23 protein-coding genes and 1 pseudogene are annotated in these 25,291 nt (G+C 70.0%); 14 read left to right on the forward strand and 10 right to left on the reverse strand.

Annotation, left to right across the window (positions count from 1 at the left end):
* Positions 1-39: 39 nt before the first annotated feature.
* Together LBW94_RS08465 and LBW94_RS08470 are read left to right on the forward strand one after the other, a co-directional pair.
* Positions 40-1,023 carry a PDR/VanB family oxidoreductase gene (locus tag LBW94_RS08465; protein WP_225055417.1) on the forward strand — a complete coding sequence of 328 codons (984 nt, stop codon included), beginning with the start codon at positions 40-42 and terminating at the stop codon, positions 1,021-1,023.
* A 31-nt stretch (positions 1,024-1,054) separates the two neighbouring features.
* Positions 1,055-2,263, forward strand: a complete 1,209-nt coding sequence (locus tag LBW94_RS08470) for a cytochrome P450 (RefSeq protein ID WP_225055419.1) — start codon at positions 1,055-1,057, stop codon at positions 2,261-2,263.
* A gap of 97 nt (positions 2,264-2,360) precedes the next feature.
* Here LBW94_RS08470 and LBW94_RS08475 read toward each other — a convergent pair whose 3' ends face one another.
* The 4 genes from LBW94_RS08475 to LBW94_RS08490 form a co-directional block, all read right to left on the reverse strand.
* Positions 2,361-2,702, reverse strand: coding sequence for a calmodulin (locus LBW94_RS08475; protein ID WP_225055421.1), 342 nt, complete (start codon positions 2,700-2,702; stop codon positions 2,361-2,363).
* Between the two features lie 129 nt (positions 2,703-2,831).
* Entirely contained in the window at positions 2,832-3,854 is a 1,023-nt protein-coding gene (locus LBW94_RS08480; protein ID WP_225055422.1) for a peroxiredoxin family protein, read from the reverse strand.
* 140 nt (positions 3,855-3,994) lie between these two features.
* Positions 3,995-5,782 (reverse strand): acyl-CoA dehydrogenase, encoded by a 1,788-nt coding sequence (locus LBW94_RS08485; RefSeq protein ID WP_225055424.1) that lies wholly within the window; start codon positions 5,780-5,782, stop codon positions 3,995-3,997.
* Between the two features lie 7 nt (positions 5,783-5,789).
* Positions 5,790-6,497, reverse strand: coding sequence for a TetR/AcrR family transcriptional regulator (locus LBW94_RS08490; protein WP_225055426.1), 708 nt, complete (start codon positions 6,495-6,497; stop codon positions 5,790-5,792).
* 209 nt (positions 6,498-6,706) lie between these two features.
* On the opposite strand from LBW94_RS08490, the gene LBW94_RS08495 reads away from it, so the two are divergent.
* From LBW94_RS08495 to LBW94_RS08510, 4 genes are read left to right on the forward strand one after another with little or no spacing between them, the layout of a single operon-like run.
* On the forward strand, positions 6,707-7,522 hold the full coding sequence (locus LBW94_RS08495) for a crotonase/enoyl-CoA hydratase family protein (protein WP_225055428.1): 816 nt from the start codon (positions 6,707-6,709) through the stop codon (positions 7,520-7,522).
* Complete coding sequence (locus tag LBW94_RS08500; protein ID WP_225055430.1) at positions 7,519-9,495, forward strand: acetoacetate--CoA ligase; 1,977 nt, start codon at positions 7,519-7,521, stop codon at positions 9,493-9,495. The genes LBW94_RS08495 and LBW94_RS08500 overlap by 4 nt, the downstream gene beginning before the upstream one ends.
* Before the next feature lie 41 nt (positions 9,496-9,536).
* Complete coding sequence (locus LBW94_RS08505) at positions 9,537-10,478, forward strand: 3-hydroxyacyl-CoA dehydrogenase NAD-binding domain-containing protein (RefSeq protein ID WP_225055431.1); 942 nt, start codon at positions 9,537-9,539, stop codon at positions 10,476-10,478.
* A 23-nt stretch (positions 10,479-10,501) separates the two neighbouring features.
* The gene (locus LBW94_RS08510) at positions 10,502-11,389 is read left to right on the forward strand and encodes an amidohydrolase family protein (protein ID WP_225055433.1); all 888 of its coding nucleotides are present in this window, start codon (positions 10,502-10,504) and stop codon (positions 11,387-11,389) included.
* A gap of 24 nt (positions 11,390-11,413) precedes the next feature.
* On the opposite strand, the gene LBW94_RS08515 is transcribed toward LBW94_RS08510, so the two are convergent.
* Together LBW94_RS08515 and LBW94_RS08520 are read right to left on the reverse strand one after the other, a co-directional pair.
* Positions 11,414-11,548, reverse strand: coding sequence for a hypothetical protein (locus LBW94_RS08515; RefSeq protein ID WP_255633835.1), 135 nt, complete (start codon positions 11,546-11,548; stop codon positions 11,414-11,416).
* A gap of 14 nt (positions 11,549-11,562) precedes the next feature.
* The gene (locus LBW94_RS08520) at positions 11,563-12,249 is read right to left on the reverse strand and encodes a hypothetical protein (protein ID WP_225055435.1); all 687 of its coding nucleotides are present in this window, start codon (positions 12,247-12,249) and stop codon (positions 11,563-11,565) included.
* Between the two features lie 157 nt (positions 12,250-12,406).
* Here LBW94_RS08520 and LBW94_RS08525 point away from each other — a divergent pair, with 157 nt between their 5' ends.
* On the forward strand, positions 12,407-13,456 hold the full coding sequence (locus LBW94_RS08525) for an alpha/beta hydrolase family esterase (protein ID WP_225055436.1): 1,050 nt from the start codon (positions 12,407-12,409) through the stop codon (positions 13,454-13,456).
* Positions 13,457-13,539: 83 nt separating this feature from the next.
* On the opposite strand, the gene LBW94_RS08530 is transcribed toward LBW94_RS08525, so the two are convergent.
* Entirely contained in the window at positions 13,540-15,201 is a 1,662-nt protein-coding gene (locus LBW94_RS08530) for an MFS transporter (protein ID WP_225055438.1), read from the reverse strand.
* Between the two features lie 539 nt (positions 15,202-15,740).
* Here LBW94_RS08530 and LBW94_RS08535 point away from each other — a divergent pair.
* Positions 15,741-15,914: a hypothetical protein gene (locus LBW94_RS08535; protein WP_225055441.1), complete on the forward strand. Its 174-nt coding sequence runs from the start codon at positions 15,741-15,743 to the stop codon at positions 15,912-15,914.
* Positions 15,915-15,944: 30 nt separating this feature from the next.
* Here LBW94_RS08535 and LBW94_RS08540 read toward each other — a convergent pair whose 3' ends face one another.
* Both LBW94_RS08540 and LBW94_RS08545 read right to left on the reverse strand, forming a co-directional pair.
* Complete coding sequence (locus LBW94_RS08540; protein ID WP_225055616.1) at positions 15,945-17,378, reverse strand: amidohydrolase family protein; 1,434 nt, start codon at positions 17,376-17,378, stop codon at positions 15,945-15,947.
* Between the two features lie 91 nt (positions 17,379-17,469).
* Entirely contained in the window at positions 17,470-18,672 is a 1,203-nt protein-coding gene (locus LBW94_RS08545; protein ID WP_225055443.1) for a CoA transferase, read from the reverse strand.
* A gap of 358 nt (positions 18,673-19,030) precedes the next feature.
* Here LBW94_RS08545 and LBW94_RS08550 point away from each other — a divergent pair, with 358 nt between their 5' ends.
* From LBW94_RS08550 to LBW94_RS08560, 3 genes are all read left to right on the forward strand, one after another.
* Positions 19,031-20,080: an aromatic ring-hydroxylating dioxygenase subunit alpha gene (locus LBW94_RS08550; protein WP_323137810.1), complete on the forward strand. Its 1,050-nt coding sequence runs from the start codon at positions 19,031-19,033 to the stop codon at positions 20,078-20,080.
* Entirely contained in the window at positions 20,077-20,559 is a 483-nt protein-coding gene (locus LBW94_RS08555; RefSeq protein ID WP_225055445.1) for a nucleoside deaminase, read from the forward strand. The genes LBW94_RS08550 and LBW94_RS08555 overlap by 4 nt, the downstream gene beginning before the upstream one ends.
* Before the next feature lie 123 nt (positions 20,560-20,682).
* A complete protein-coding gene (locus LBW94_RS08560) occupies positions 20,683-22,920 on the forward strand; it encodes an MMPL family transporter (protein ID WP_225055447.1) in 2,238 nt (745 codons plus the stop codon).
* Here the strand turns inward: LBW94_RS08560 and LBW94_RS08565 are convergent.
* Positions 22,866-23,363: a hypothetical protein gene (locus LBW94_RS08565; protein ID WP_225055448.1), complete on the reverse strand. Its 498-nt coding sequence runs from the start codon at positions 23,361-23,363 to the stop codon at positions 22,866-22,868. The genes LBW94_RS08560 and LBW94_RS08565 overlap by 55 nt on opposite strands.
* Positions 23,364-23,385: 22 nt before the next feature.
* Here LBW94_RS08565 and LBW94_RS08570 point away from each other — a divergent pair.
* The 3 genes and pseudogenes from LBW94_RS08570 to LBW94_RS08580 all read left to right on the forward strand — a co-directional run.
* Positions 23,386-23,790: pseudogene (locus LBW94_RS08570) on the forward strand (alpha/beta fold hydrolase); the annotation flags it as partial.
* A gap of 177 nt (positions 23,791-23,967) precedes the next feature.
* Positions 23,968-24,585 (forward strand): hypothetical protein, encoded by a 618-nt coding sequence (locus LBW94_RS08575; protein WP_225055450.1) that lies wholly within the window; start codon positions 23,968-23,970, stop codon positions 24,583-24,585.
* Positions 24,586-24,665: 80 nt separating this feature from the next.
* Positions 24,666-25,280, forward strand: coding sequence for a nuclear transport factor 2 family protein (locus LBW94_RS08580; protein WP_225055452.1), 615 nt, complete (start codon positions 24,666-24,668; stop codon positions 25,278-25,280).
* The last annotated feature ends 11 nt before the right edge of the window (positions 25,281-25,291 follow it).

The following is a 25,291-nucleotide window of genomic DNA, read 5'->3' on the forward strand; positions in this document are numbered from 1 at the left end:
ACCCCGGTCACGCTGAGGGGGAGACGAGGAGGTCGCCACATGAGTATGCCGACACCGCTTGACGCACAGGCGAATTCGGTACCCGGCGCGGTTGCCGTGGTGCGTGTCGCCGAGAAACGGGCGGTCGCGGAGAACGTGGTCGCGCTGGACCTGGTCGCGCCGTCCGGGCAGCGATTGCCCGACTGGGCCCCGGGCGCTCATATCGATCTGGTATTGCCGAACGGGCAGATCCGGCAGTACTCGCTGTGCGGGGATCGCTGGGACCCCCACCGCTACCGCGTCGCCGTGCTGCGCGAACCGGACGGCCGTGGTGGGTCGGCCTTCGTGCACGATCGGCTCGCGGTCGGCGACCTCGTCGGCGTCGGTGGCCCGCGCAACAACTTCGCGGTGATCCCGTCGCCGGAGTACCTGTTCGTCGCGGGCGGTATCGGCATCACGCCGCTGCTGCCGATGCTCGATCAGGCCGAACGGGTCGGCGCCGCATGGAAATTGCTGTACGGCGGCCGTCGCCGCGCCTCGATGGCGTTCACCGGCGAACTGGCCCGTTTCGGCGACCGGGTCCTGGTGGCGCCCGAGGACGAGTGCGGCCGCCTGGACCTGCGCGGCTTCCTCGGCGCGCCACGCTCGGGCGTGAAGATCTACGCGTGCGGCCCGGCGCCGCTGCTGGACGCGCTGACCGAGGTCTGTGCCGGCTGGCCCCGCTACACCCTGCATACCGAGCGGTTCGCCGGGCGCGACGATGCCGCCGCGCCGCGCACCTCCTTCGACGTGCGGCTGGCCCGTACCGGGATCACCGTCACCGTCCCGCCCGAGCGGACCATCCTCGATGCCGTCGCCGCCGCCGGGGTGGAGGTGCTGTCCTCGTGCCGGCAGGGCACCTGCGGTACCTGCGAGACGACGGTGCTCGCCGGGCGGCCCGACCACCGTGACGCCGTGCTGGAGGACCACGAGCGCGACGCCGGTGACTGCCTGTTCGTCTGCGTATCTCGTTCGCGCAGTGACATTCTCGTCCTCGATCTCTGAACCGGCCCGCCCCCGAGAGGAATTCCCGATCATGACCACAGCTCTCGGCTCCGGCCTGCTGCCCACCAGCGATGCGGACCCGTTCGGCCACGAGGTGCTGGAGAACCCGCTGCCGCTGCACGCCGAACTGCGCGACGCCGGACCGATCGTGTACCTGACGAAATATGATGTCTACGCGCTCGCCCGCTACGAGCAGGTGCGTGCCGCGCTGGTCGACTGGCAGGGTTTCCAATCCGCGGCCGGCGTCGGCCTGTCCAACTTCCGCACCGAAAAGCCCTGGCGTACACCGAGTCTGCTGCTGGAGGCCGATCCGCCGCTGCACGACGCCCCGCGCCGGGTGCTGGCGCGGATCCTCGGCCCGCGGGCGCTGCGCACCCTGCGGGACAGATGGATGGCCGATGCCGAACGTCTCGTCGACCGGCTTCTGTCCGGGACGAACGAATTCGACGCCGTCGCCGATCTCGCCGAGGTGTTCCCGCTACGCGTGTTCCCCGATGCCGTGGGCATCCCGAAGGAGGGCAGGCAGCACCTGCTGCCCTACGGCGATCACCTGTTCAACGCCTTCGGGCCCGCCAACGACCTGGTCGAGAAGGGCGCCGCCGGAGCCGGTGAGCTGCTCGCCTGGGCGCAACAGCAGTGCGCTCGGCCCCTGCTCACCGAAGACGGCTTCGGCGCCGCGATCTGGGCCGCCGCCGACCGCGGTGAGATCACTTCCGAGCAGGCGCCGCTGGTCGTTCGCTCACTGCTGTCCGCGGGTGTCGACACCACCGTGCACGCCCTGTCGGCGATCCTGTACGCCTTGGCCACCAATCCCGCGCAGTGGCAACGACTTCGGGAGCATCCGGCGCTGGCCCGGGTTGCCTTCGACGAGGCCGTGCGCTGGGAATCGCCGGTGCAGACCTTCTTCCGGACCGCGACCGACGACATCCGCATCGGCGGCCACACCGTCCCCGGCGGCCGCAAGATCCTGATGTTCCTCGCCGCCGCCAACCGCGATCCCCGCCGCTGGACCGACCCGGACGCCTTCGATCTGAGCCGCGACCCCTCCGGGCATGTCGGGTTCGGCATGGGCATCCACCAGTGTGTCGGCCAGCACGTCGCCCGGCTCGAGGCCGAGGCGTTGCTCACCGCGCTGGTCCGGCGGGTGCACAGCGTCGAACTCACCGGCCCTGTCCGGCGCCACCACAACAACACCCTGCGCGCATGGGGGAGTATCCCGGTCCGGGTGCGAACGAGATAGCGCCCCTTCGCCTCTCACCCGTACGGCGTTCCCGGTCGGCCGCCACCGGACAGCGGCGGGGGTGACGCCGGGTAGCGGCGTCACCCCCACCGGGCGGCTATGCCGCCGGGAGTTCCCTGGTCAGTCTCGACGACCAGGGACACCAGAAGCAGCCCGGCAGGAACGCGCCACACGCCTCGTCGAGATGTTCCTCGGCGTATTCGATACTGGAGTCGCAGACCTCGATGGCCACGGTGAAGAACGAGATGGTGTCGGGGTCGAGGTGGAAGGTCCAGCCCGGGTTGTACGGGGCCTGCTGCTTGCGAATTCGGCCCATCACGTGCACGGACATCTGCTCCTTGCCGGAGAGGATGCGCCGCGCCTCCTCGATGCGCTGATCGTTGTTCAGTCGGATGATGAATTCTTTGCCGGAGTAATCGGTGAAGGCGAAATCGGCCATGATTTTCCCCTCTGACGAGCCGGACAGTGACTGAGTAGCAATCTCCAGGTAACCACACAGCAAATATCGACACGCCGAAATCGTTGTGGCACTTGGCCTCCGCATGGCGTGTCGCCGAGCGGGCCGGCGCTACGGCCGGCTGCTGCGTTCGAGGCCCGGATCGCGCCGCCGCGCCGGGCCGTCGGCGGTGATCATCAGCTCGCGGATCGCCATCGGCCCGCGTCCCACCGCCGCCGCGATGCGCCCGTCGGGACCGACCAGTACCCCTGACGGAGTTCCCCGCACCCGGTAGCGCAGCGCCGCCTCGTTGCCCTGTTGCACGAGGACGCGCAGGTCGCCCAAGTCGTGCGCGCGGGCCCAGGCCGCGTACGACTCGACGTCGCCGTTGCCGACGACCGCGATGGTCAAGGCGCCGGACCGCCGCGCCTGCCAGCGGGGCAGCTCCCGTGCCAGCACGGCGCAGATATCGCATTCGGCGTGCACGAACACCAGCAGCAGCGAGCGCCCGTCCGCCACCAGATCCGCCAGGGCCACCCGGCCACCGTGGGTGTCGGCCAATTCGAACTCCGGCGCGGCCGCACCCGGGGGCAGTCCCTCCCTGCCGAGATCGGCGAGCGCCAGCCGGTCCACCTGACGCCGCAGCATCGCGACCCGGCCCTGGGTCCACACCTGCCAGGTCGCCAGGACCGCGATCACCGCGAGCCCGGCCCAGGTCGGTACGGGCAGGTCACCCGGCACGCCGGGGCGCAGCGCGGAGCCGGTCGCCGCGACCGCGGCCACCAGCAGCAGCACCCCGTTGCGGGTCACCGTGGCGCCCCCGATCGGCTCGGCGCTCGCCGCCCCGAAACACGCGCACGCGGGCCGGGATCCGGCGGCCAGCAAGCGCAGCACGGCCGCCGTCAGTACCACGAGCAGCACGATCGCCGCACCCGCCGCGGCGACGGCGGTCGGCGCCGGCAGCACCGCGACCGCGATCACGCCCTCGCTCACCGGCAGCAGTATCGCCACCGCCGCGGACCACCGGATCGGCACCCCGAACTCGCGCGCCGCCTCGGCGGTCGCCACCCGATCGGCCAGTTTCCCGATCGCCGAAAGTCCGAAGACCCCGGCCACAGCCAACCTCGAGAACCACACTCCGCATTCGATCAGCATGTCGGCACGATCCCACGGGACGAGGGCTCCGCGAGGCGGAATCACGGACACCACCGACGGGTGGCGTGCACGAGAACCGATCGCCGCGCCGCGTGGAATTCCGGCGCCGGGCAGCTCGGCGGCGGGGCGGCGGCCCGGGATCAGAGGCAGTCGGGGTCGAGGTCCAGCAACTGGGTGTCGCCGGAGGTCAGCAGGTCGAATTGTGCGTCGACGGTGGGGAGTTCGTAGGTGAAGAAGTAGCGGGCCGCGGCCCGCTTGCCGTCGTAGAACGGTCCGGTGCGGCCGTGGGCGGCGCGGGCCTGTTCCAGCCAGATCCAGGCGACCACGACGTGACCGGCGGCGGCCAGGTACACCGTGGCGTTCGCCAGTGCCGCCGCGGGGTCGCCGTCGCGCCACAGCGCCGCGGTGACCTCGGCGAGCCGGTCGACCCGGGTGGCCAATTGCTCGGTGTGGGAATCGAGTTCGGGCGGGGCCGCCGCGATGGTGCGGTGGATCGCGGCCACCAGCAGGCCGAGTCCGGCGCCGCCGTCGGCGATCACCTTGCGGCCCAGCAGGTCCTGGCCGTGGATGCCGTAGGTGCCCTCGTGGATCGGGTTGAGGCGGTTGTCGCGGTAGTGCTGCTCGACGTTGCAGTCGCGGGTGTACCCGGCGCCGCCGTGGATCTGGATGGCGAGATCGTCGGCGGCCAGGCCCCATTGCGACGGCCAGCTCTTGACGATCGGCGTCAGCACGTCGAGCAGGCGGGCGGCGTCGGCGCGGGCGGCGTCGTCCGGATCGGCGATGCTGCGGTCCAGCAGGGTCGCGGCGTACAGCGCCAGCGCCATGCCGCCCTCGGCATAGCTCTTGGCGGCCAGCAGCATCCGGCGCACGTCGGCGTGCTCGACGATCGGCACCTGCGGCGCGGTGGGGTCCTTGTGGCCGAGCGGGCGGCCCTGCGGCCGGGTCCGGGCGTATTCCAGCGCCTCCAGATAACCGGTGTAGCCCAGGGCCGCCGCGCCGGTTCCGACACCGATGCGGGCCTCGTTCATCATGTGGAACATGTAGGCGAGGCCCTGGTTCTCGGCGCCGATCAGATAGCCGATCGCACCCGGCCCGTCCTCCGGAAGATGCGCGCCCTCACCGAAATTCAGCATGGTGTTGGTGGTGCCGCGGAAGCCCATCTTGTGATTGAGGCCGGCCGGCGCGACATCGTTGCGGGCGCCCAGCGAACCGTCCGGGTTCACCAGGTACTTGGGCACGACGAACAGCGACAACCCCTTGACGCCGGGGCGAGCGCCCTCCACCCGGGCCAGCACCAGATGCACGATGTTCTCGGAGAGTTCGTGATCACCGCCGGAGATCCACATCTTGCGGCCGAAGATCCGGTAGCGGCCGTCGCCGTCGGGGACCGCGCGGGTGGTCAGATCCGCCAGCGAGGAGCCGGCGTGCGGTTCGGACAGGCACATGGTGCCGAAGAACCGGCCCGCCAGCATCGGCTCGACGTACGTGCGCACCTGTTCCGGGCTGCCGTGCGCGAGAAGAAGATTGGCGTTGCCCATGGTGAGCATCGGGTAGCCGGAGGTGGCGATGTTGGCGGCCTGGAACCAGGCGAAGCAGGCGCGGTGCACCGTGTGGGGGAGCTGGAGGCCGCCGACCGCCTCATCCATCGCGGCGGCGATCAGCCCGGTTTGCGCGAACGCGGTCAGCGCCTGCCCGACCTCGGGGATGATGTGGACCGTGGCGCCGTCGAAATGCGGCTCCTGGAGGTCGTTCTTGCGATTGTGGGTGCGGAATTCGCGTTCGGCGAGGGCGGCCGACAACTCCAGCATCCCGTCGAAGGTCTCCCGCGAATGGTCGGCGTAGCGCGGATACTCGGTCAGCGCGGCCACATTCAGCCACTCGTACAGCAGGAATTCCAGATCGCGGCGCGACAGCAGTGTGGATTTCATGGCGTGACTACTCCCCGTGTCCCGGCGGCGCGAACCCGGCCACCGGCTCGTGTGCGGACGAAGGCAGGTTCCGGCGCAGTACCCCGGAGGTCCAGATCTCGGCGAGATGGCGGGCGGCCTGGTCCAGCGGCACCTCCGTGACGGCGCCGTCGGCGAGGACCAGGCGCTGGAAGGCGTAGAACTCGGTCATGCCGCCCAGCAGTTCGGCGGCGACGGTGACATCGACATCGGCGCGCACGGTGCCGGATTCCATTCCGCGGCGCAGTGATTGGGCGATGCGAGCGTAGAACGCGCGCCGCGAATCCGCCCAGATCCGCCCGACCTCGGCATCGGTCTGGGCGAGCTCCACCAGGACCGCGAAGAACCCGCGATGCTCCAGATAGAACTGGAAATACCGCCGGGTGGAAAGGGATACGGTGGCCACCGGATCGGACTCGTCCCACGGCACCCGCACGAAATCGAACACCTCGTCGGTCAGCGCGCGCATCAGTACCAGCATGAGCTCGCGCCGATCGGTGAAATACCGGTAGAACGCGCCCGGCGACAGCCCCGCGGCCTCGGTGATGTCGGTGATCCGCACCCGCGCGTAGCCGCGCTCGGCGAACAGCGTGGTGGCGGCGGCCAGCAGGCGTTCCCGGCTGTTGCGCCCCTTCGGGGTGGGCGGGTGCTCCGGAACCGTGTCCGCACCCGGGGCGGTGGCCCTGCGCTCGGTCACGGTCCTGCTCCTGATGGCTGCTCGGATACGGCCGGCATCGCGACCGGGCCCGCCGGGACCGGCAGGCGCATGCACAGCTCACCGTAGCCGAGCCCGTAACTTTTGTAAATGTGGTTTCACTTTTACTTACGGGTCTCGACATTGACACGGATCCGGTGACGTCGCAGGATGGTGAAGATATCAGGATTCCTGTTAATTGAGGACCGAATGTGCGCAACGGCGAACCGACACTGCCTGCCTCCCTCGATCTGGAACGCCACGGTGACGTGGCGGTCCTGACGCTGAACCGGGTTTCGAAGCGAAATGCCCTGGACGACGACACCATTCGCGCGCTCGGGGCCTGGTTCGGCGCACCGCCGCGGTGGGTGCGGGCCGTGGTGCTCGCCGCGGCGGGTGAGCATTTCTCGGCCGGGCTGGACCTGAGCTCGCTGGACGAGAGCGACGCCTTCGCGGGACTGCATCATTCGCGGATGTGGCACGAGGCGTTCGCCCGGATCGAAGCGGGCACGCTGCCGGTGGTGGCGGTGCTGAAGGGTGCGGTGATCGGGGGCGGGCTGGAGTTGGCGTCGGCCGCGCACGTGCGGGTGGCGGAGGAGTCGGCGTATTTCGCGCTGCCGGAGGGGCAGCGCGGGCTGTTCGTCGGCGGCGGCGGGTCGGTGCGGCTGCCGCGGCTGATCGGCGCGCATCGGATGGCCGACATGATGCTCACCGGGCGGGTGCTGTCGGTGGCGGAGGCGACCGACCTCGGGCTGGTCAACTACCGGGTGGCCGAAGGCGCGGGGCTGGCGCGCGGGATCGAGCTGGCCACCCGCATCGCGGACAACTCGCCGGTCTCCAATTATGCTGTACTGCAAGCACTTCCGAAGATCGCGTCCGCGAGTCCGGAGGTCGGCTATCTGCTGGAGTCGCTGATGGCGGCGGTGGCGCAGAGCAGCGACGAGGCGAAGCGGCGGATGACGGACTTTCTCGCGGGCCGGGCGGGCAAGGTGACCGCGACCGGGAACAACTCAGGAGATCAGCGATGACTGTCGGTGCGGCGGGGCCGGAATTGCTCTACACCCCCGATCCGGCGAGGGTGGAGCACGCGGCGATCCAGGGCTATCTGCGCTGGCTGCGGGCCGACCGCGGCCTGGACTTCGGCTCTTTCGCGGCGCTGCATGCCTGGTCGGTGGGGGAGACGGCGGCGTTCTGGGAGTCGGTGTGGCAGTACTTCGAGGTGAAGGCGCACACCCCGTACGACACCGTGCTGGTCGAGCGCGCCATGCCCGGCACGCAATGGTTCCCCGGCGCCACCCTGAACTACGCCGAGCACTGCTTCGGTGACCCCGAGGACATCGATACCGTTGCGGTGGTGGCGCATTCGCAGACCCGCGCGCCGCTCGAGCTGACCTTCGGCGAACTGGCCGAGCAGGTGCGCCGGGTGCGGGCCGGGCTGGTCCGGCTCGGGGTGCGCCGCGGCGACCGGGTCGCGGGCTATCTGCCGAACTGCCCCGAGACGCTGATCGCCTTCCTGGCGACGGTCAGCCTCGGCGCGATCTGGTCCACCTGCGCACCGGAATTCGGTGCGCCGAGCGTGATCGACCGCTTCGGCCAACTCGATCCGGTGCTGCTGTTCGCCGTGGCCGGATACACCTACGGGGACAGGGCGGTCGACCGGCGCGACGAGGTCGCGGCCATCCGGGCGGCGCTGCCGTCGCTGCGCCACGTGGTGCACGTCCCCTACGGGGATCTCACCCTGCCGGAGGCGGTGTCGTGGACCGAGGTGGCCGCGGCGACGGACGAATCGCTGACCTTCGAGCCGGTGCCGTTCGAGCATCCGCTCTACATCCTGTTCTCCTCGGGCACCACCGGCCTGCCCAAGGCGATCGTGCACTGCCACGGCGGCATCCTGGTCGAGCACCTGAAAAACCATGCGTTCCATTGGGATCTGGGGCCGGGGGATCGGCTGCTGTGGTTCACCACCACCGCGTGGATGATGTGGAACTCGCTGATCTCGGCGCTGCTGCTGCGCGCCTCGATCGTCATGATCGACGGCAATCCGCTGTTCCCGGATCTGCGGGAACAGTGGCGGCTGGCCGAGGCCACCGGCGCCACCCTGATGGGCGCCAGCCCCGGCTATCTGATGTCGTGCCGCAAGGAGGGCGTGCGGCCGGCCGAGGAGTTCGGGCTCACCCGGCTGCGTCAGCTCGGTGTCGCGGGCAGTCCGTTGTCGGCGGAGGGATTCCGCTGGGTGGCAGAGCAATTCGGCAATCGGGTACTGCTGAACGTCGGCAGCGGCGGCACCGACGTGTGCACCGGCCTGATCCAGGGGTCGCCGCTGCAACCGGTGTGGGCCGGTGAGATGTCCGGGGCGAGTCTGGGTGTCGACGCCAAGGCGTTCGACGACGACGGCGACATCGTGATCGGTGACGTCGGCGAACTGGTACTCACCGCGCCGATGCCCTCGATGCCGGTGGCCTTCTGGGGCGATACCGACGGAAAAAGATTGCGCGACACCTACTTCGATCGCTATCCGGGCGTGTTCCGGTTCGGCGACTGGTGCCGGTTCTCGGCCGAGGGCTCCTGCGTCATCACCGGCCGTTCGGATGCCACCCTGAACCGCGGCGGCGTCCGGCTGGGCACCGCCGAGTTCTACCGGACCCTCCAGGATGTCGACGAGATCACCGACAGCCTGGTGGTGCACCTGGAGGATCGTGACGGCGGCATGGGCCGGCTGCTGTTGTTCGTGGTCACCCGCGGCGGCACGCCGGTCGGCGACGAACTGCGCGCCGCGCTGGTGACACTGATCCGCGGGGCCCTGTCGCCGCGCCACATCCCGGACGACATCGTCGGTGTTCCGGCGCTCCCCTACGGGCGTACCGGGAAGAAGCTCGAGGTCCCGGTCAAGAAGATCCTGCAAGGCGCGGCCCCGGAGACCGTCGCCTCCCCGGGTGCGCTGACCGATCCGACCGCACTGGACGCCTTCGTCGATTTCGCTCGCAACCGGGCGGTACGGTGACGCCGCTCGGGCCGCGGGCCGATCCGGCCGGAGGCGGCGCGATGAGCGCGGTCACGCGGGTCGCCGTCGTCGGTACCGGGGTGATCGGCGCGGGCTGGGCCGCACTGTTTCTCGCGCGCGGACTCGACGTCACCGCCTACGATCCCGCGCCGGACGCCCACCGGCGGCTGCTCGACGCCGTCCGCACCGCGTGGCCCGCCCTGCGTGAGCTGGGTCTGAGCGAGCACGCGTCCCTGGACAATCTGCGGTTCGCCGACGACCTCGCCGTGGCCGTGGCCGGGGCCGAATTCGTCCAGGAGAGCGGCCCGGAGCACATCGCGCTGAAACAGTCGCTGTTCGCCGCGCTGGACGCCGCCACCCCGGCCGGTGTCCCGATCGCCAGCAGTTCGTCGGGCCTGATGCCGTCCGAGTTGCAGGGCATGTGCACCCGGCACCCGGAACGCGTCCTGGTCGGCCACCCCTTCCATCCCGCCTACCTCATCCCGCTGGTGGAGGTGGTGCCCGGACCGGGCACCGCACCGGAGATCGCCGACGCCGCCACGGCCTTCTACACCGGAATCGGCAAGCGGCCCATCCGGATTCGTCAGGAGGTGCCCGGCCACGTCACCAACCGCCTGCAGGCCGCGCTGTGGCGGGAAGCGTATTCCCTGGTCGAACGAGGCGTCGCCAGCGTCGCCGACATCGACGCCGCCATCGCCAACGGGCCCGGACTGCGCTGGGCGCTGCTGGGACCGCTGGTCAATCAACATCTTTCGGGTGGTCCGGGTGGAATGGCGCACACCCTGGAACATCTCGGCCCGCCCGCGCAGGCGTGGATGGACGACCTCGGCGCCCCGCAACTGACCCCCGAACTCACCACGCTGCTGGTCGACGGCGTCGACCGGGAACTGGCCGGCATCGACCGGGATCGGATGGTCGCCGCCCGCGACACCCTGCTGATCCGGCTGTTGCAGGCCAAACAACAGTCCGACGCGCTGCCCTGACCGGCGAAAGGAATTTGCGGACAATGTCTTACGTATCGCGCATCGACCCGGACGCGATCGTCGCGCTCGACGTGCACACCCACATCGAGTCCGACGGCCACGGTCACTGCTCCCTGGACCGGGAATTGCTGGACGCCTCGGCGAAATACTTTCGCGCGGACCAGGATCGGACCCCGACCGTGGCGAGCCTGGCCGCGTACTACCGGGAACGGCAGATGGCCGCGGTGATCTTCACCGTCGACGCCACCACCGGCCTCGGACATCCGGCGCTGTCCAGCGAGGAGATCGCCCAACAGGCCGCCGAACACGCCGATGTGCTGATCCCGTTCGGTTCCGTGGACCCGCGCAAGGGAACGGCCGCGATCGACCAGGCCCGCCGCCTGGCCCACGACTACGGCGTGCTGGGTTTCAAGTTCCACCCCAGCCTGCAAGCGTTCCAGCCCGACGATCCGGCCTACTACCCGCTGTGGAGCGCGCTGGAGGAACTGGGCACCATCGCGCTGTTCCACACCGGCCAGACCGGGATCGGCGCGGGCCTGCCGGGCGGGCGCGGCATCAAGCTGCGGTACTCCGACCCGATGCTGCTCGACGACATCGCCGCCGACTTCCCCGGGCTGCGGATCATCATGGCGCACCCGTCGGTGCCGTGGGTCGACTCGGCCATCTCGATCGCCACCCACAAGGCCAACGTGTACATCGACCTGTCCGGCTGGTCGCCGAAATACTTTCCGCCGCAACTGGTCCGGCAGGCCAACAGCCTGCTGCGGGACAAGGTGCTGTTCGGCTCCGACTACCCGGTGCTCACCCCCGACCGCTGGCTGAAGGATTTCGATCAGCTGGAGATCAAGGACGACGTGCGGCCGCAGATCCTCAAGGAGAACGCGCTGCGCTTGCTCGGCCTGCGCGGCTGAACGACGCAACCGCGAACCCCGCGCTCAGCCGATATTCCGCCGCTGTACCGACCAGCCCGGCGTGGTGCACAGCCCGCAGTCCGGGCCGGTCACCACCGGTACGGATTCCGGCTCGGCGACCGCCGGGGTCGCGGTGGCGGCCGGTTCACCCTGCGGCACACCGTGAGCCGGTGTCAGGGCACCCGGCTGCCGCCGCCGGGATCCTGTTCGTCGAGCACCGCCCGGGCGACCTGTTCGGTCGTCGCGCACAGCCCGGCCACGGTCCCGGTCGCCGGATCGCCGTGCGGGACCTGCTGCGTGAGGTCGACCAGCAGGGGCTGCGCGGACCCGGTGTCGACGACCACCATGCACGCGGTCTTGGTCAGGCCGCTGCTCAGCCCGGCGGTCCACTGGCTGCCGGCCCGGACCCCGTAGTAGCGGTGGTCGAGCACGAATCGCTCGAACGACTGCGCGGTACCGGCGTCGACGATGCTCGCGGTGAGCCCGCTGCCGTCGTCGTCGGGATAGCCGCGCCGCCAGAACTTTCCGAAGGCCGTCGCCGTCGTGACGATGCTGACCATGCCGTCGTGGCCGTCGGCGGCCCAGCAGCCGTGGCCGGGTTCCATCGGCGTGGCCGCGGTCTTGTCCGCAACGGCGGCGGCCGCCCGGACCTTCGCGGTGAAGCCCGAACATTCGGAACCGGCCGCCAGCACCGGTTTCCGGTTGGTGTCGAACTGCATGTCGTTGTTGCCGATCGCGTTGTCCGGCAATGCCGCCGGGTGCGAGCCCGCGGGCGCGGGCGAGGCACAACCGCCGACGGCTGTCGCGACCGCGACGGCGATCACCCCCGCCGCGATCGTGAATGAGCATGTTCCGGCCATCGCATTCCATCATCCATCCCGGCGCCTCCGGCGCGAACCCGGGCGGCCGAGCACCGCCACCGCGCGAGCACCGGCGCCGTGCGCCGGGCGCTGTGAACTACGACAAATTGTCAGGTTTCCTGATATCAACCGCGCGACGGATGACACGATGACTGCCATGTCCAGAGTTTCGAATTCGCCGCGGGCCACCGGATCGCCATCCGGTGTGCGCCGCGGACTCGGCATCGTCGCCGCGGCTGCCGCGGCCGTCGCGGTGACCACCACATTGACCGGCCACAATGCCGTGGCCCGGGCGGACGATCCGGCCGCACCCTCGGCGGGCTGCGGTGCGACCGCCACCGCGGCCGGATCGTCCACCCACCAGTTCGCGGCCGCGGGCGAGACCGGCCACTACCTCCTCGACGTGCCGCCCGGGGCCGACCGGCCGACCCCGGTGGTCTTCGATCTGCACGGCTACCTGGAACCCGCCGAACTGGAGCGCAGCAGCAGCGGCCTCGGCGACTTCGGCAGCAAGCACGGATTCGTCACCGTCACACCGCAGATCGACGAGCCGGGCCTGCCGCGCTGGGATTTCACCCCCGGCAGCGCCGACGTCGACTACCTGTCGGATCTCATCGGCAACGTGGCGTCGACCCTCTGCGTGGATCAGCGTCGGGTGTACGTGGCGGGGCTGTCGATGGGTGCGTTCACCACCTCGGCGCTGGCCTGCCGATTGTCGGACCGGATCGCGGCCGTGGCGCCGGTGGCCGGCCTCCAGGACTTCGACTGGTGCCACCCGACCCGGCCGGTGCCGGTGGTCGCCTTCCACGGCACCGGTGATCCGATCGTCTCCTACACCGGCGGTCCCGGACCGAACGCGGCCTACCTGCCGGCCCCCGACGGCAGCACCGCCCGTGCCGAGAACGGCGGCCCGGCCGTGAACGGGCCGGGCCCGCAGAGTGTTCCGGACGACGCCGTCGCCTGGGCCCGTCGCAACGGCTGCGGGACCACGCCCGCCCGGCAGCACGTCACCCCCGATGTCGACCTGACCACCTTCGACTGCCCGGCGGACGGCACCGTCGAACTGTATTCGGTGCTCGGCGGCGGCCACACCTGGCCGAGCGGCTCGCTGCCCAGCCCGGAAGCCCTCACCGGCAGCACCACTCACTCGATCGACGCGAACCAGATCATGTGGGACTTCTTCCAGGCCCACCCGATGCCGCGCTGATCGCGCCGAAAAACGAAGCCCGGCCGCGGTTTCCGATGATGTACCGGGAACCGCGGCCGGGCTGTCGGCCGTGCGGGTTCGGGTCAGAACACGCCCGCGGTGCCGGCGCCGCCGGCCTCGGTCAGGACCGCCGCCTCGGACTCGGCGGCAGCGCCGCCGCGCGACGGTGTCCGGCCGGTGCGCAGGGCGAGGGCCAGCAGCAGCGTCAGGGCTGCCGGGACGACGCCCACCGCGACATAGGACCATTTGTACCCGGTGTCGGTGTACACGCTGGGCACATCGCTGACCACGATCTTGCCCATCTGGTTGGCGACGATCTGGAAGGGATGCGCCGACGCGATCGCGGTGAAGACCGCGGTACCCACCGAGGTGCCGATGGATCCGAAGACCGCCAGCATGCCGGCGCTGACACCCTGCCGATCGGCGGGAACGGCGTCGATGAGCAGGTTCGGGTTGGCGGCGTAGTAGAACCCGAACGAAATGCCGTACAGCAGGCCGATGAAGACCTGCTCCTGCCAGGTCTTGTGCCACGGAATCCACAGCGCACAGGCGGCCAGCAGCGTGATACCGCTGGTGATCAACAGGATCCGGGCCCCGACGATGCGGCACAGCCAGCCGCCGAGGACACCGAAGATCATGCCGAACGCCGCGGTCCACACGGTGATGTGCAGCGCCATCTGCAAGGTCGAGAAGCCGTTGGCGTAGCTGATGTCACCCTTGAAGCTCATCGCCTTCGCGACGATGGCCGCCGGTGCATGGTACTGCGCCGCGGCGCCGGCGATGATCTGGTTCTCCAGGTCCGGACCCTTGGGCGTCTGGAACATGTACGCGATCATGATGCTGACCGCGCTGATGGCGAGGGTGACGAGGAAGGCCACCGCCATCGGGATCGCCACCGCGCGTGAGCGCAGCAGGTGCAACTCGATCATCGGTTCCGGTGCCCGCGTCTCCCAGGCGATGAACGCGAGGAACAGGATCACGCCCACGACGAGGTACGCCAGCGAGGTGATCTCGCCCCAGCCCCAGGTCGAACCCTCACTGACATACAGCAGGATCAGGCCGATGGAGGCGCCGAACAGGACGGCGCCGAGGATGTCGAGCTTCTGTTTCACCCGGAACGGCGATTCGGGTACCGCGATCATGACCAGCGGGGTGGTGGCCGCGACGTAGATGATCAGGAACCAGAACACCGACCGCCAGGTGTAGTGATCGGTCAGCGCGCCGCAGATGATGGGTGTGAGCACGCCGCCGATGCCGAAGCCGGTGCCGATGACGCCGACGGCGACCGGAATCCACTTGCGCGGCATCAGGTCTCGGACCAGGCCGTACTCGACCGCGGTCATCGCCCAGGACGCACCGCCCAGGACGCGGCCGATCAGGAAGAGGGCCCAGCTGTGGGTGAGGGCGCACAGCAGCGCGCCGATCAGGAACAGCAGACCGGACAGCAGCACGACGCGCTTCTTGCCGATCAGGTCACCGAGCTTGCCGATCAGCGCCATGCTGGCGCCGCCGGCGATGCCGACGATCGTGACGGCCCAGGTCACCCCCGCGCCGGCGCCGGGGAAGGAGCCCGCGAGCTTCGGCACGACGATCGAGACCATGCCGAGCTGCATCGGCGCGACCTCGGTGTACAGCACCAATGCCACGAGAATGGCGATCAGCCGCCCGACGCGGGACGGATCGATACGGCCCGCGTCCTCCGCTGCTGTCGGCTGGATGTATTGAGTGTCTGTTTTATCAGCCACGAGTGTTACCTCAGCTACTTCGATGAGATTGTGATTCGAGAGGCGGATGAGATGGCGACGGCCGGGATTCCCGGTGCGCAGGCGCGGTGCGTCCGGGCGGCCTTCGCGGTGAGCGGATGCTCCCTTCAGGCGAACCCTGGCGGCCAAAGATCCACGAAGGATGCGGTCATGGCTGTTCTTCTCCTCGGGCCGCAGCAAGCCGGACGCCGAGGACTATGGCGGCCGCCAGTGCGGTGTGGTGCCGATCATAGGACACCCGAGAACGCTATTTACGGAAAACGAGAATCTTGATCCCAACCACCCGTTCCAAAACGGGGCCATGATCGTCCGGAGGTGACATCCGCGCAGTTCAGGCACGCCCTTCGAGTCGATTGGCGGCTTCGGGCGGGGGTGTGTGCCGGTGGCGCCGGAGGGCGAATCGGGTGGCGCCGGACACAGTGGCACACCACCCCCGGGGGCTCGATCAGCCCGTACGCGTCGTCGCTGATCGCGGCATCCGCGGTCCGCAGCCGTTGCGCCGGGCCGGTATCGTTCGACCTATGAGGTGGGGTCGATCGATTGCCGGGGTAGCTTGTCTCGTGCTGCTGGCGGTGAGCCTCTATTTCACCGTCACGCGCGGTCTGGGTGACACGACATCGATCCGCTTCGCGCAGTTGGCCGTTGTCGTCGCCCTGTCCTACGTCGCCGTGCGGGCCGCGCAGCGGCGACGCTAGCGGCGTGGTCCGCCGACGGTACCGCCGGCGTCAAGGCCGTTCGTACACCACTGTTCCGCCGATGAGCGTGTAGCGGACCGCGGCACTGCTCGGCTGGGCGTACATCTGCGCGATCGGCCGGTCCAGCAGCACGAGATCCGCCGTGGCGCCCACCGTGACGGTGCGGGCCGGACCGCCCGGATCGTCCAGCGGCGCCAGATATCGGTCGAGAGCCGCTGTCGCGGAGAGGGTTTCCGCGGCGCCCACGACCGAGCCGTCGGGCGCCCGGCGCTCGGTGGCGGCGGCGATCACCTGCCAGGGGTCGGCCGGGCCGTAGGGGGCGTCGCTGGACAGGGCCAGGCTCACCCCCGCCTCGCACAGGCTCCGGCAGCGGTAGAGGTCCGGAAGATCGCGGGGATCGACCCGGTGCAGGTAGTCGTCGCCGCGATCGGCGAGGAAACCGGGCTGGGTCACGACGGTGAGCCCGAAACGCCGCAGCGAGTCGAGGGATTCGGCCGGGACGAGCGCGCCGTGCTCGATCCGGTCGCCCGCGATCGTGCCGGTGGCATCGAATACGGCGAGCAGGATGAGCAGCGCCTCCCGGCTGACGCAGTGCACCGCGACCGGGCGGCCGGATTCGTGTGCGCGCCGGACGGTTTCCTCCAGGTCCACGAGGTCGGGCAGGTCGGAGTCCGCGATGACGATCTTGTACGGACCCACCGTGACGGCGGGCTCGCTGCCGCGCAGCGCGGTTCCCGCCGCGCCGATCGCCGGAATTCCGGTGTGGCCCAGCGGCACGCCGAGCAACTGCACGCGCTGTGGGATCGCCCCCGACGCGACCGCGCCGATCAGGTTCGCGAGCGAATCCGGGGTCAGATCCGGTGTGGCATCGGTGATTCCGGTGATGCCGTAGGCGGCCAGCTGCTGCCCCACCGCCGCGGTATCGGGCGGTCCGGTATCGGGCAGCCGCGACCGCAACCAGGTGTCGGCTCGCCAGATACGGCCGGTCGCCCGGCCGCGCTCGTCACGTTCCACCCCCGGCTCGGTCGCCGATGCCAGATCGACGAGCCCGGCCGCCGCCGAATTGAGGATCCACATCGCACCGCTACGGTGCTGCATGCGCACCGGCCGCTCCCGGCACAGCGCATCGAGCGTGGTCGAATCCAGCAGTCCGGCAACGGTTTCCACGTACCCGACGCCACGGATCCAGCCGCTCCCCGGTGCTGTGGCCAGCGCCGTGGCCAACTCCCGGCCCGTGTGGACGCGCGGCGGACCGCAGCGAACGGAATCCGCCTCCGCCGCCATCGCATGCAGATGCAGGTGGTGGTCGTGCAGGCCCGGCAACAACGCCCCACCCCGAGCGTCGAGGACGGGCATCCCCGCCACTGCCGGTGACCCGCCGACCGCCGCGACAATCCCGTCTCGTACCAGGACATCGGTGCGCGCCCCGGACACCTCGGCATCGCGAATCAGCATGTCGGTCATGTGCGGGCCGCCCGTCGCGGCGAGCCCGAATTCCAGCCGGTCGGCAGGAGCGCTGTCGTACTGCGCTGCCACTCGGCGAGTGCGGGTTTCGTCACCGCGGCCGTCCACTCAGCTCGGCGAGCACCGTGGCGGTGTCGCGGCCGCTGTCCGGTGCGATGCCCCGGGGTTCGCGGCGGCTCGGTGCGGTGATCCGTGATTCGTCGATCGGCTCGGTGGCCGAGGGCGGATCGAGGGTCGCGGCCACCACCGAAGACATTGCGACGTCCCACAATCGGCCGGAGCCGTCGGCGGGGGCCGACATCGCCAGCGTCGCCGCGGCCAGCCCGGTCAGTGGATCGGCGATCGCGTCGCCGACGAACAGCGGGGTGTGGTCGGCGGTGTAGGCCACCAGTCCCGCGCAGGCGGCGACATCGTCACCGAATCCGACTCGGTTCGACGCCCGGCCGTACGCCGTGATCGAGATCCAGGTGCCGCCGGAATCCGCGAAAGCCTGTGCGTCGAGCCCGAATCCGGCCAGTGCGCGGGGCCGCGAGGCTTCGATCACAATATCGGCGGAGGCGACGAGGTCGGCGAGTGCGGCCCGCTGGCCGGGATCGTTCGGGGCCAGGACGACCGATTCGTGACCGGCGTGCAGCAGCCGATAGAACGCCGGGTCACCGCGGCGGGCACCGTCGGGCCGAGACGGCGTCTCCACCTTGATGATTCGCGCTCCCGCCAGGCCGAGCAGATGGGCACACAGCGGCCCCGCCCACAGTGAGCTGAAGTCGACCACGCGCAGTCCGTCGACCGGGCGCGGTGGCAGCGCGGTCGTTTCCGTCGAGGCGGCGGCAGGTGGCGCCGCGACGGGGCCCGCGGCCAGTCCCAGCAGGTCGGCGCGTTCGGCCAGTTCGGTGCCGGTGGCGGTCAGCAACCACTCGGTCACCTGCGGCCACGGATCGTCCTCGATATCGCGGGAGATGAGCGCGCCGAGCAGCGGGGGGTCGTCGGGCCGGGCGCAGCTGATCGCGGCCCAGCCGTCGGCGGTGGGCAGCAGCCGGCAGTGGCGACCGGCCGAGAGGGTGCCGCTGCGGCCGTACCCGGTGAAGGCGGCCCGTTCGGACAGCAGCCGTGCCCCGTCCAGCCGGACCCGGCCGCCGGTCACCTCGGCAATCCGATCGGTGCGGCGGCGGGCGACCGACGCCGCCGACCCGGGCGGAACCAGCGGCGGTCCGTCGGCGAATCCGGTGAGTGCGGGTACTCCGCTCTCGGCCCAGTCGCGCACGCGCTGCGCGGATTCTCCCCAGGTAGCGGACACGCGCTCATGCTACAGGCGTGGAAAATCATGCTCAGGAGTTGCTGCCGGGCGCGGGCTCGCCGCCACCCGGCGGGCGGTTACCTGACGGCTACACGACGGGTGGCCGGCGGCAACATCGGGCCGGAAACATGACTGGCCACGGCGGCGGTGCCGCTGTACATGGACGGTGCCGGACGGCGGAGAGGTGGTGACCCGATCATGATGATCGTCGCTGCCCGTCCGGCCGATCTCCGGCAGCAGGCCCATCGGACCGCGTGGCCGATCGGCTGCATCGCGCACGGGGCATAACCGAATCCGGCCGGGCCGATCGCGGCCCGGCTTCGGATTCCGTTGTCCGCCTGCGAGAAAGAAGCCGACCGTGACCATCGAAGCACCCGAGTTCGTCGTACCCCTGCCGCTGCCCCGTGACTGCACCTTCGAGCCGTCCGACTGGCAGATCCTGGCCCGCCACTGGTATCCGATCGCCCTGGTCAGGGAGGTGACCGCGGCCCCGATCGCCGCCACCCTGCTCGACGAGCCGCTGGTCGTGTACCGGGCGGGTGCGGAGATCGTGGTCGCGAACGATCTGTGCCCGCACCGCGGCACCCCGCTCAGCGCGGGTAGGGGCGACGGAGCCACCGTCGCCTGTCTCTACCACGGCATCCGGTTCGGCGCGGGCGGACGCTGCGTGGCGATTCCCGCGCATCCCCAGGGCAGGATTCCCGCCCGCATGCACCTGGATCCGTATCCGGTGATCCAGCGCTTCGGGCTGGTGTGGACCAGCCTCGACCGGGCCGCCGATCCCGCGGCGATGCCGGCCATGCCGTGCTGGGACGCCGAGGGGTTCCAGCAGATCAATTGCCCGAGTATCGATATCGCCGCGTTCGCGGGCCGTCAGGTCGAGGGCTTTCTCGATGTCGCGCACTTCGGTTTCGTGCACGAGGGCACCTTCGGCGATCCTGACAATGTCGAGGTGCCCGACTACCGGCCGGTGGTCACCGAATACGGCTTCGAGGTCGACTATCCGAGTTCGGTGGGCAATTATCCGCACGGCGGCAAGGTCGGTGAACCCGGATTCCTGTGGCTGCGGCATTTCGAGACATTCGTACCGTTCACCGCGACCATCACCATCCATTTCCCCGACGGTGGCCTGCTGAGCATCATGAACGCGGCCTCGCCGGTCTCCGCGCGCCGGACCCGCATGTTCGCGCCGATCGCCCGCAACTTCGACACCGACCAGCCGGTCACCGACGTCTACGCGTTCAACCTGCGCATCTTCGAGGAGGACCGGGCCGTGGTCGAGATCCAGAAGCCCGAGAACCTGCCGCTGGCTCCGGGCATCGAGGTCAACATCCCGGCCGACCGCAGTTCCGTCGCCTACCGCCGCGCACTGCGCCGGATGGGCCTGAGCGAATTCTTCACCGCATGACCGCCCTGGACGACGCCGAGCAGGCGTGGCTGGCCGAGACCGTCCGGCAGGCGAACGCGAACGTGCACACCGGCGGCGGCCCGTTCGCGGCCACGGTGCTCCGCGCGGGCGTCGTCGTCGCCACCGGCGCCAACCAGGTCGTGCCGAACCTGGATCCGACCGCGCACGCCGAGGTGGTGGCCATCCGCGCCGCCTGCCGCGCGCTGGGCACCCACTCGCTGGCCGGCTGCCTGCTGATCAGCTCGTGTGAACCGTGCCCGATGTGCCTGGCCGCGGCCTTGTGGTCGCGGGTCGATCAGGTCGTCTACGCCGCCGACCGATACGACGCGGCCGAGGCGGGTTTCGACGATCTGGCCTTCTACCGGCTCTTCGAAACCGACGGCCCGGCCTGGCCGATCCGGGTCACCCATCGGCCGATCGATGCCCGCCGGGCGCCCTTCCTCGCCTGGGCCGATTTCGCCGATCGGGTCGAATATTGACCGATTCCGGGCCCGGCGAAGATCACATCACGGAAGCGGAAGGCGGCGGGTAGCCCGGTAGCGCGCGGGGCAGTGCACAGTGGAAGCCGCGGATTCCGGCTCGTACTTCCCAGGAGGCACGTGATGTCGCGTTATCTGTACGCTCTCGGCGCCTTCAGCTTTCGGCACCGATGGCCGGTGTCGATCGTCTGGCTGGTGATCCTCGCGGCCATGGCGATCGCGGGGCTGACGGCGGGCGGGCGGCCGACGGACGATTTCACGATTCCGGGCACCGAATCCCAGCGCGCTGTCGAGCACCTGCGGCAGACGATGCCGGAATACGGCGGAGCGCAGACCCAGATCGTGTTCGCGACCGGCGCCGGCGCCAGGGTCTTCGATCCCGCGGTCGCGGCCGCCATCGACGCGGCGCTGGCGGGCCTGCGCGCGGTGCCGCACGTGGCCGCGGTGGCGACCCCCGAACAGACGCGGCAGCTGTCGCCGGACGGCCGCCTCGGGCTGGCCACCGTGCAGTGGTCGGACCCGCCCGGTGAGGTGGAGGAGTCGTCGCTGAACGCGTTGCAGACGGCGATGACACCGGCGCGGTCCGCCGGCGTGCAGGTCGAATACTCCGGCAGCGCGTATCCCGGATATCAGGTGAAGGTGCCGGAGATTCCGGAGATCATCGGCATCCTCGCCGCCTTCGTGATCCTGCTGGTCACCTTCGGTGCCGTCGTCGCCGCCGGACTGCCGATCATCACGGCCTCTGTCGGCGTCGGTATCGGCGCGCTCGGGATCTACGCGGCCGCCGCGGTGGTGCACATGCCGTCGGCGGCGCTGTCGCTGGCCCTGATGCTCGGACTGTCGTGCGGGATCGACTACGCGCTGTTCATCCTGAACCGGTATCGCACCAACGTGCTCCGCCACATCCCGCTACCCGAGGCGGCCGCGCTGGCGGTCGGCACCGCGGGCGGTGCGGTGGTGTTCGCGGCGGTCACCGTGATCATCGCGCTGTGCGGCCTGTCGGTCGTGGGCATCCCGTTCCTGACCGCCATGGGCCTGGCCGCCGCGGGGTCGGTGCTGGTCGCGCTGCTCATCGCGGTGACGCTGCTGCCGGCGCTGCTGGGATTCGCCGGTGACCGGGTCGCGAGGTTCATCCCCACCCCGCTGCGTCCCGGCCGCGCGCGGCAGGTCGCCCGGACCGCCGCCTTCGCCCCGCACCGCACGCTCGGCGCCCGCTGGGCCCGCTTCGTGGTCCGGTTCCAGCTGCCGCTGCTGCTCGCCGGCGCGGCCCTGCTGATCGCGGCGGGTCTGCCCACACTCGGCATCCATCTGGGGCTGCCCAGCGGTGCGTCCCAGCCGGAATCCAACACCTCGCGCCGGGCCTACGACCTCACCGCCGCCCACCTCGGCCCCGGTTTCAACGGGCCGCTGCTGGTGGTGGCGGACCTGCCGCCGAACGCCGACCCCGCCGCCGCGCTGCCGGTGCTGGTGTCGAACCTCCAGCACGAACCCGGCGTGGTCGCCGCGGGCCCCGGCCCGTCTCGCGGCGGCACCGCGCTGATCCAGGTCATCCCGTCCACCGGACCGAACGAACCGGCCACCGCGGACCTGGTCCGGCGGATCCGGCAGGATCGCGCGACCATCGCGGGCGGCACCGGCGCCACCCTCATGGTGGGCGGCACCACGTCCTCCAACATCGACACCTCCGGCAAATTGGCCTCGGCCCTGCCGGTCTTCCTGGTGGTGGTCGTCGGACTCGCGTTCGTCCTGCTCACCATCGCCTTCCGGGCCGCGCTGGTGCCGCTCACCTCGATCGCCGGATTCCTGCTGTCGGTGTTCGCGGCCATCGGAATCCAGGTCGCGGTGTTCCAATGGGGCTGGGGCGCAAGCCTGCTCGGCATCACCCCGGGCGAGACGATCAGCTTCCTGCCGATCATCGTGCTCGGCATCGTCTTCGGATTGTCCAGCGACTACGAGGTTTTCGTCGTCTCCCGGATCAAGGAGGAGTACGGCGGCACCGGCGACGCGCAGGACGCGGTGCGCAACGGGGTCGGACTGTCGGCCCGGGTGGTCACCGCCGCGGCACTGATCATGTTCGGCGTGTTCATCGCCTTCCTGACCGCCGGCGATCCGATCATCAAGTCGATCGGACTGTCCCTGGCGGTCGGGGTGTTCCTCGACGCGTTCGTCGTCCGGCTGACCCTGATCCCGGCGGTGATGAGCCTGCTCGGCCGCCGGATGTGGTGGCACTCACGGTGGTTCGACAAGATCGTGCCGAATTTCGATATCGAGGGCGACGCGCTCCAGTCCGCTCGGCCGGCCCCCGGTCAGTTCCGGTTCGGCGGCTCGCCCGGTGACCGCAGGACCGCCGCGGAGGTGTGAGCCAGCAGCCACTCGTTCGCACGCTCCAGCGACCAGCCGAACACCCTGCGGGTCCGCAGCAGGCCGTCGATGCCGTAGTAGTAGGTGATGATCCGGCCGGCCAGCGGCGCGTCGACGTCGTCGCGCAGTGCGCCGATGCTCGCGAGATGACGGCAGACGGCGGTGAGGCTGCGGTTGTGCCGCCGCTGCGCGGTGGCGAGCACCGCCCCGGATTCGTCGTCGTGCGGCGCGGTGTCGATCACCACCTGGATGATGTCGCCCCACTGCTTGGTGATCCGGAGATAAGCGGTGCCGAGCGCCGCCATGGTCTGCGCGGCATCGTCACCGGTGATCAACTGCTGCTGCGCGTCGGTGATCAGCGGAGCCTGCGTCCAGTCGTCCATGAGCGAGCGCAGCAGCCCCTGCTTACCGCCGCACTGCGCGTACACCGTCGCCGGTGACACCCGGCTGAGCTTGGCGATCTGCTTCGAGGGTTTGCAGGCCGCGCTGGCGGCGAACCGCTCGGAGTTCTACCGGGCCGTGCCCTCGGGACCGTTCTACAACTTCGATCAGCCGGGCGTGGAGCCGTCGGAGGCCGTCATCGCGAACTGGTGGCGGCAGGGCATGATGGGCGGCGCGAAGGGGCAGTACGAGTGCATCTTCGCGTTCATCCGCGAGGACTACACCGACGATCTGAAGAAGATCACCGTGCCGGTCCTGGTCATGAACGGTGACGCCGACCAGATCGTGCCCTACGCCACCTCCGGCCCGCGCGCCGTGGAACTGGTGCAGAACGGCACGCTGAAGACGTATCCCGGCTTCCCGCACGGGATGCCGACCACCCAGGCCGAGACGATCAACAAGGACCTGCTGGAATTCATCCGGTCCTGAGTATCGGATGTGCTGCCGGGCCGGAGGTTTCCACACCCTCCGCCACCGCGGTGGCGACCAGGGCGTCGGCCAGGCCGTCCAGGGACGACGGCGTGCCGGCGCGTGGTGCGGATCACGGTGCGGCCACCCGAGTCTCGGCACCGGCCCGATGTGCTCCCCGCCGTTTACGATCCTCGCGTGACGCTCTCTCTCGCCGACCTCGTCGGCTATATCGACCGGGATCTCGACGCCGATCTCACCCGCTGGTTCTCCGACGCCGCCCCGATCGAGGTTCCGGAGGAAACCCGGTCGGTGACACCGTTTCTCGCCCGGCTGAAGCCCGCCGACGCCGCCGCGTTGGCCGCGCTGGATCGGCGGGTCCGCTCGGGTGCGATGCCGGAGATCCTCGATATCCGCGACTGGTCCTACGGCTTCGGGTTTGCCGAGAACGACTGCCGCATACTGGATTCGGACTACGAGACCGAACTGACCGACGCTGATGTCTACTCCGTCGGCGCCGACGGCGGCGGAAACCTGTTCTGCGTCTTGACCAACGGCCAGGTCGCGCTCTGGTTCCACGAGGAGGAAGTGCTCGAGGAAGCCACTCGCTTCGACAATCTCGACGTGTTCCTGTGGTCGTATGTGCGCTACGAGGCGGTCCGCGCGGGGCAGGCTCGACCGCACCGAGGTGGAGGCGGACTTCCGCGCCCTCGGTCAGGACGGCGCTCTGCACGAGGAACTCGGCCTGCTGTCGCACATGAAATAGCCGCGCGACGGGCCCCGATGTCCGCCGGGAGGCGCTATTTCCTCACTTGACTAAATCTGTCGTGGTCCATCAGGATGGCAGCGAGTCCGGTCGTCCCGATCCACGGCCCCCGGTTCACGAGAGGAACACCATGAGCGACACCTTCACCCGCGCGGACATCAAGGGGTTCTGGGAGGAATGGCTGGAGGTGAACCGCGAGGCCGAGCGCACCGGCGACTGGGGGATCCTGGCCGATTCCTATCTGGCCGACGCCACCTACGGCTGGATGTTCACCCCCGACGAGCACTTCATGGCCGTCGGCCGCGAGGAGATCCGCCGCTACGCGCTCGGCACCGAGATGGCGGGGCTCGACGGCTGGCACTACGACTACATGGCCACCGTCCTCGACGAGGAGAACGCCATGATCATCGGCTTCTGGAAGCAGCGCTCGGGCATTCGCGACGACGACGGGCAGGAGATCGAGATCCGGGGGATCGGCGGCAGCTGGTTCGGGATCGCCCGCGACGAGACCGACGGCAGGATCCGCTTCGCGTGGCAGCGCGACTGGTTCGATCTCGGCTCGACCGCGCACACCTTCCTGACGATCGCGAAGTCCGGGAAGGCGCCCGAGGCATTCCTGCAACGGATCGGGCAGAAGGGGATGGATATGCCGGGGCACTACCGTTATGCGGACCTGCCGTCCACCCTGTGGCCGCCGCAGGTCGAGCAGGGGAAGTACATCACGCAGAACCCGCTCGGCAAGTGATACGCGGCTGA

It is taken from the genome of Nocardia sp. alder85J, assembly GCF_020176955.2.
Taxonomy (GTDB): Bacteria; Actinomycetota; Actinomycetes; order Mycobacteriales; family Mycobacteriaceae; genus Nocardia.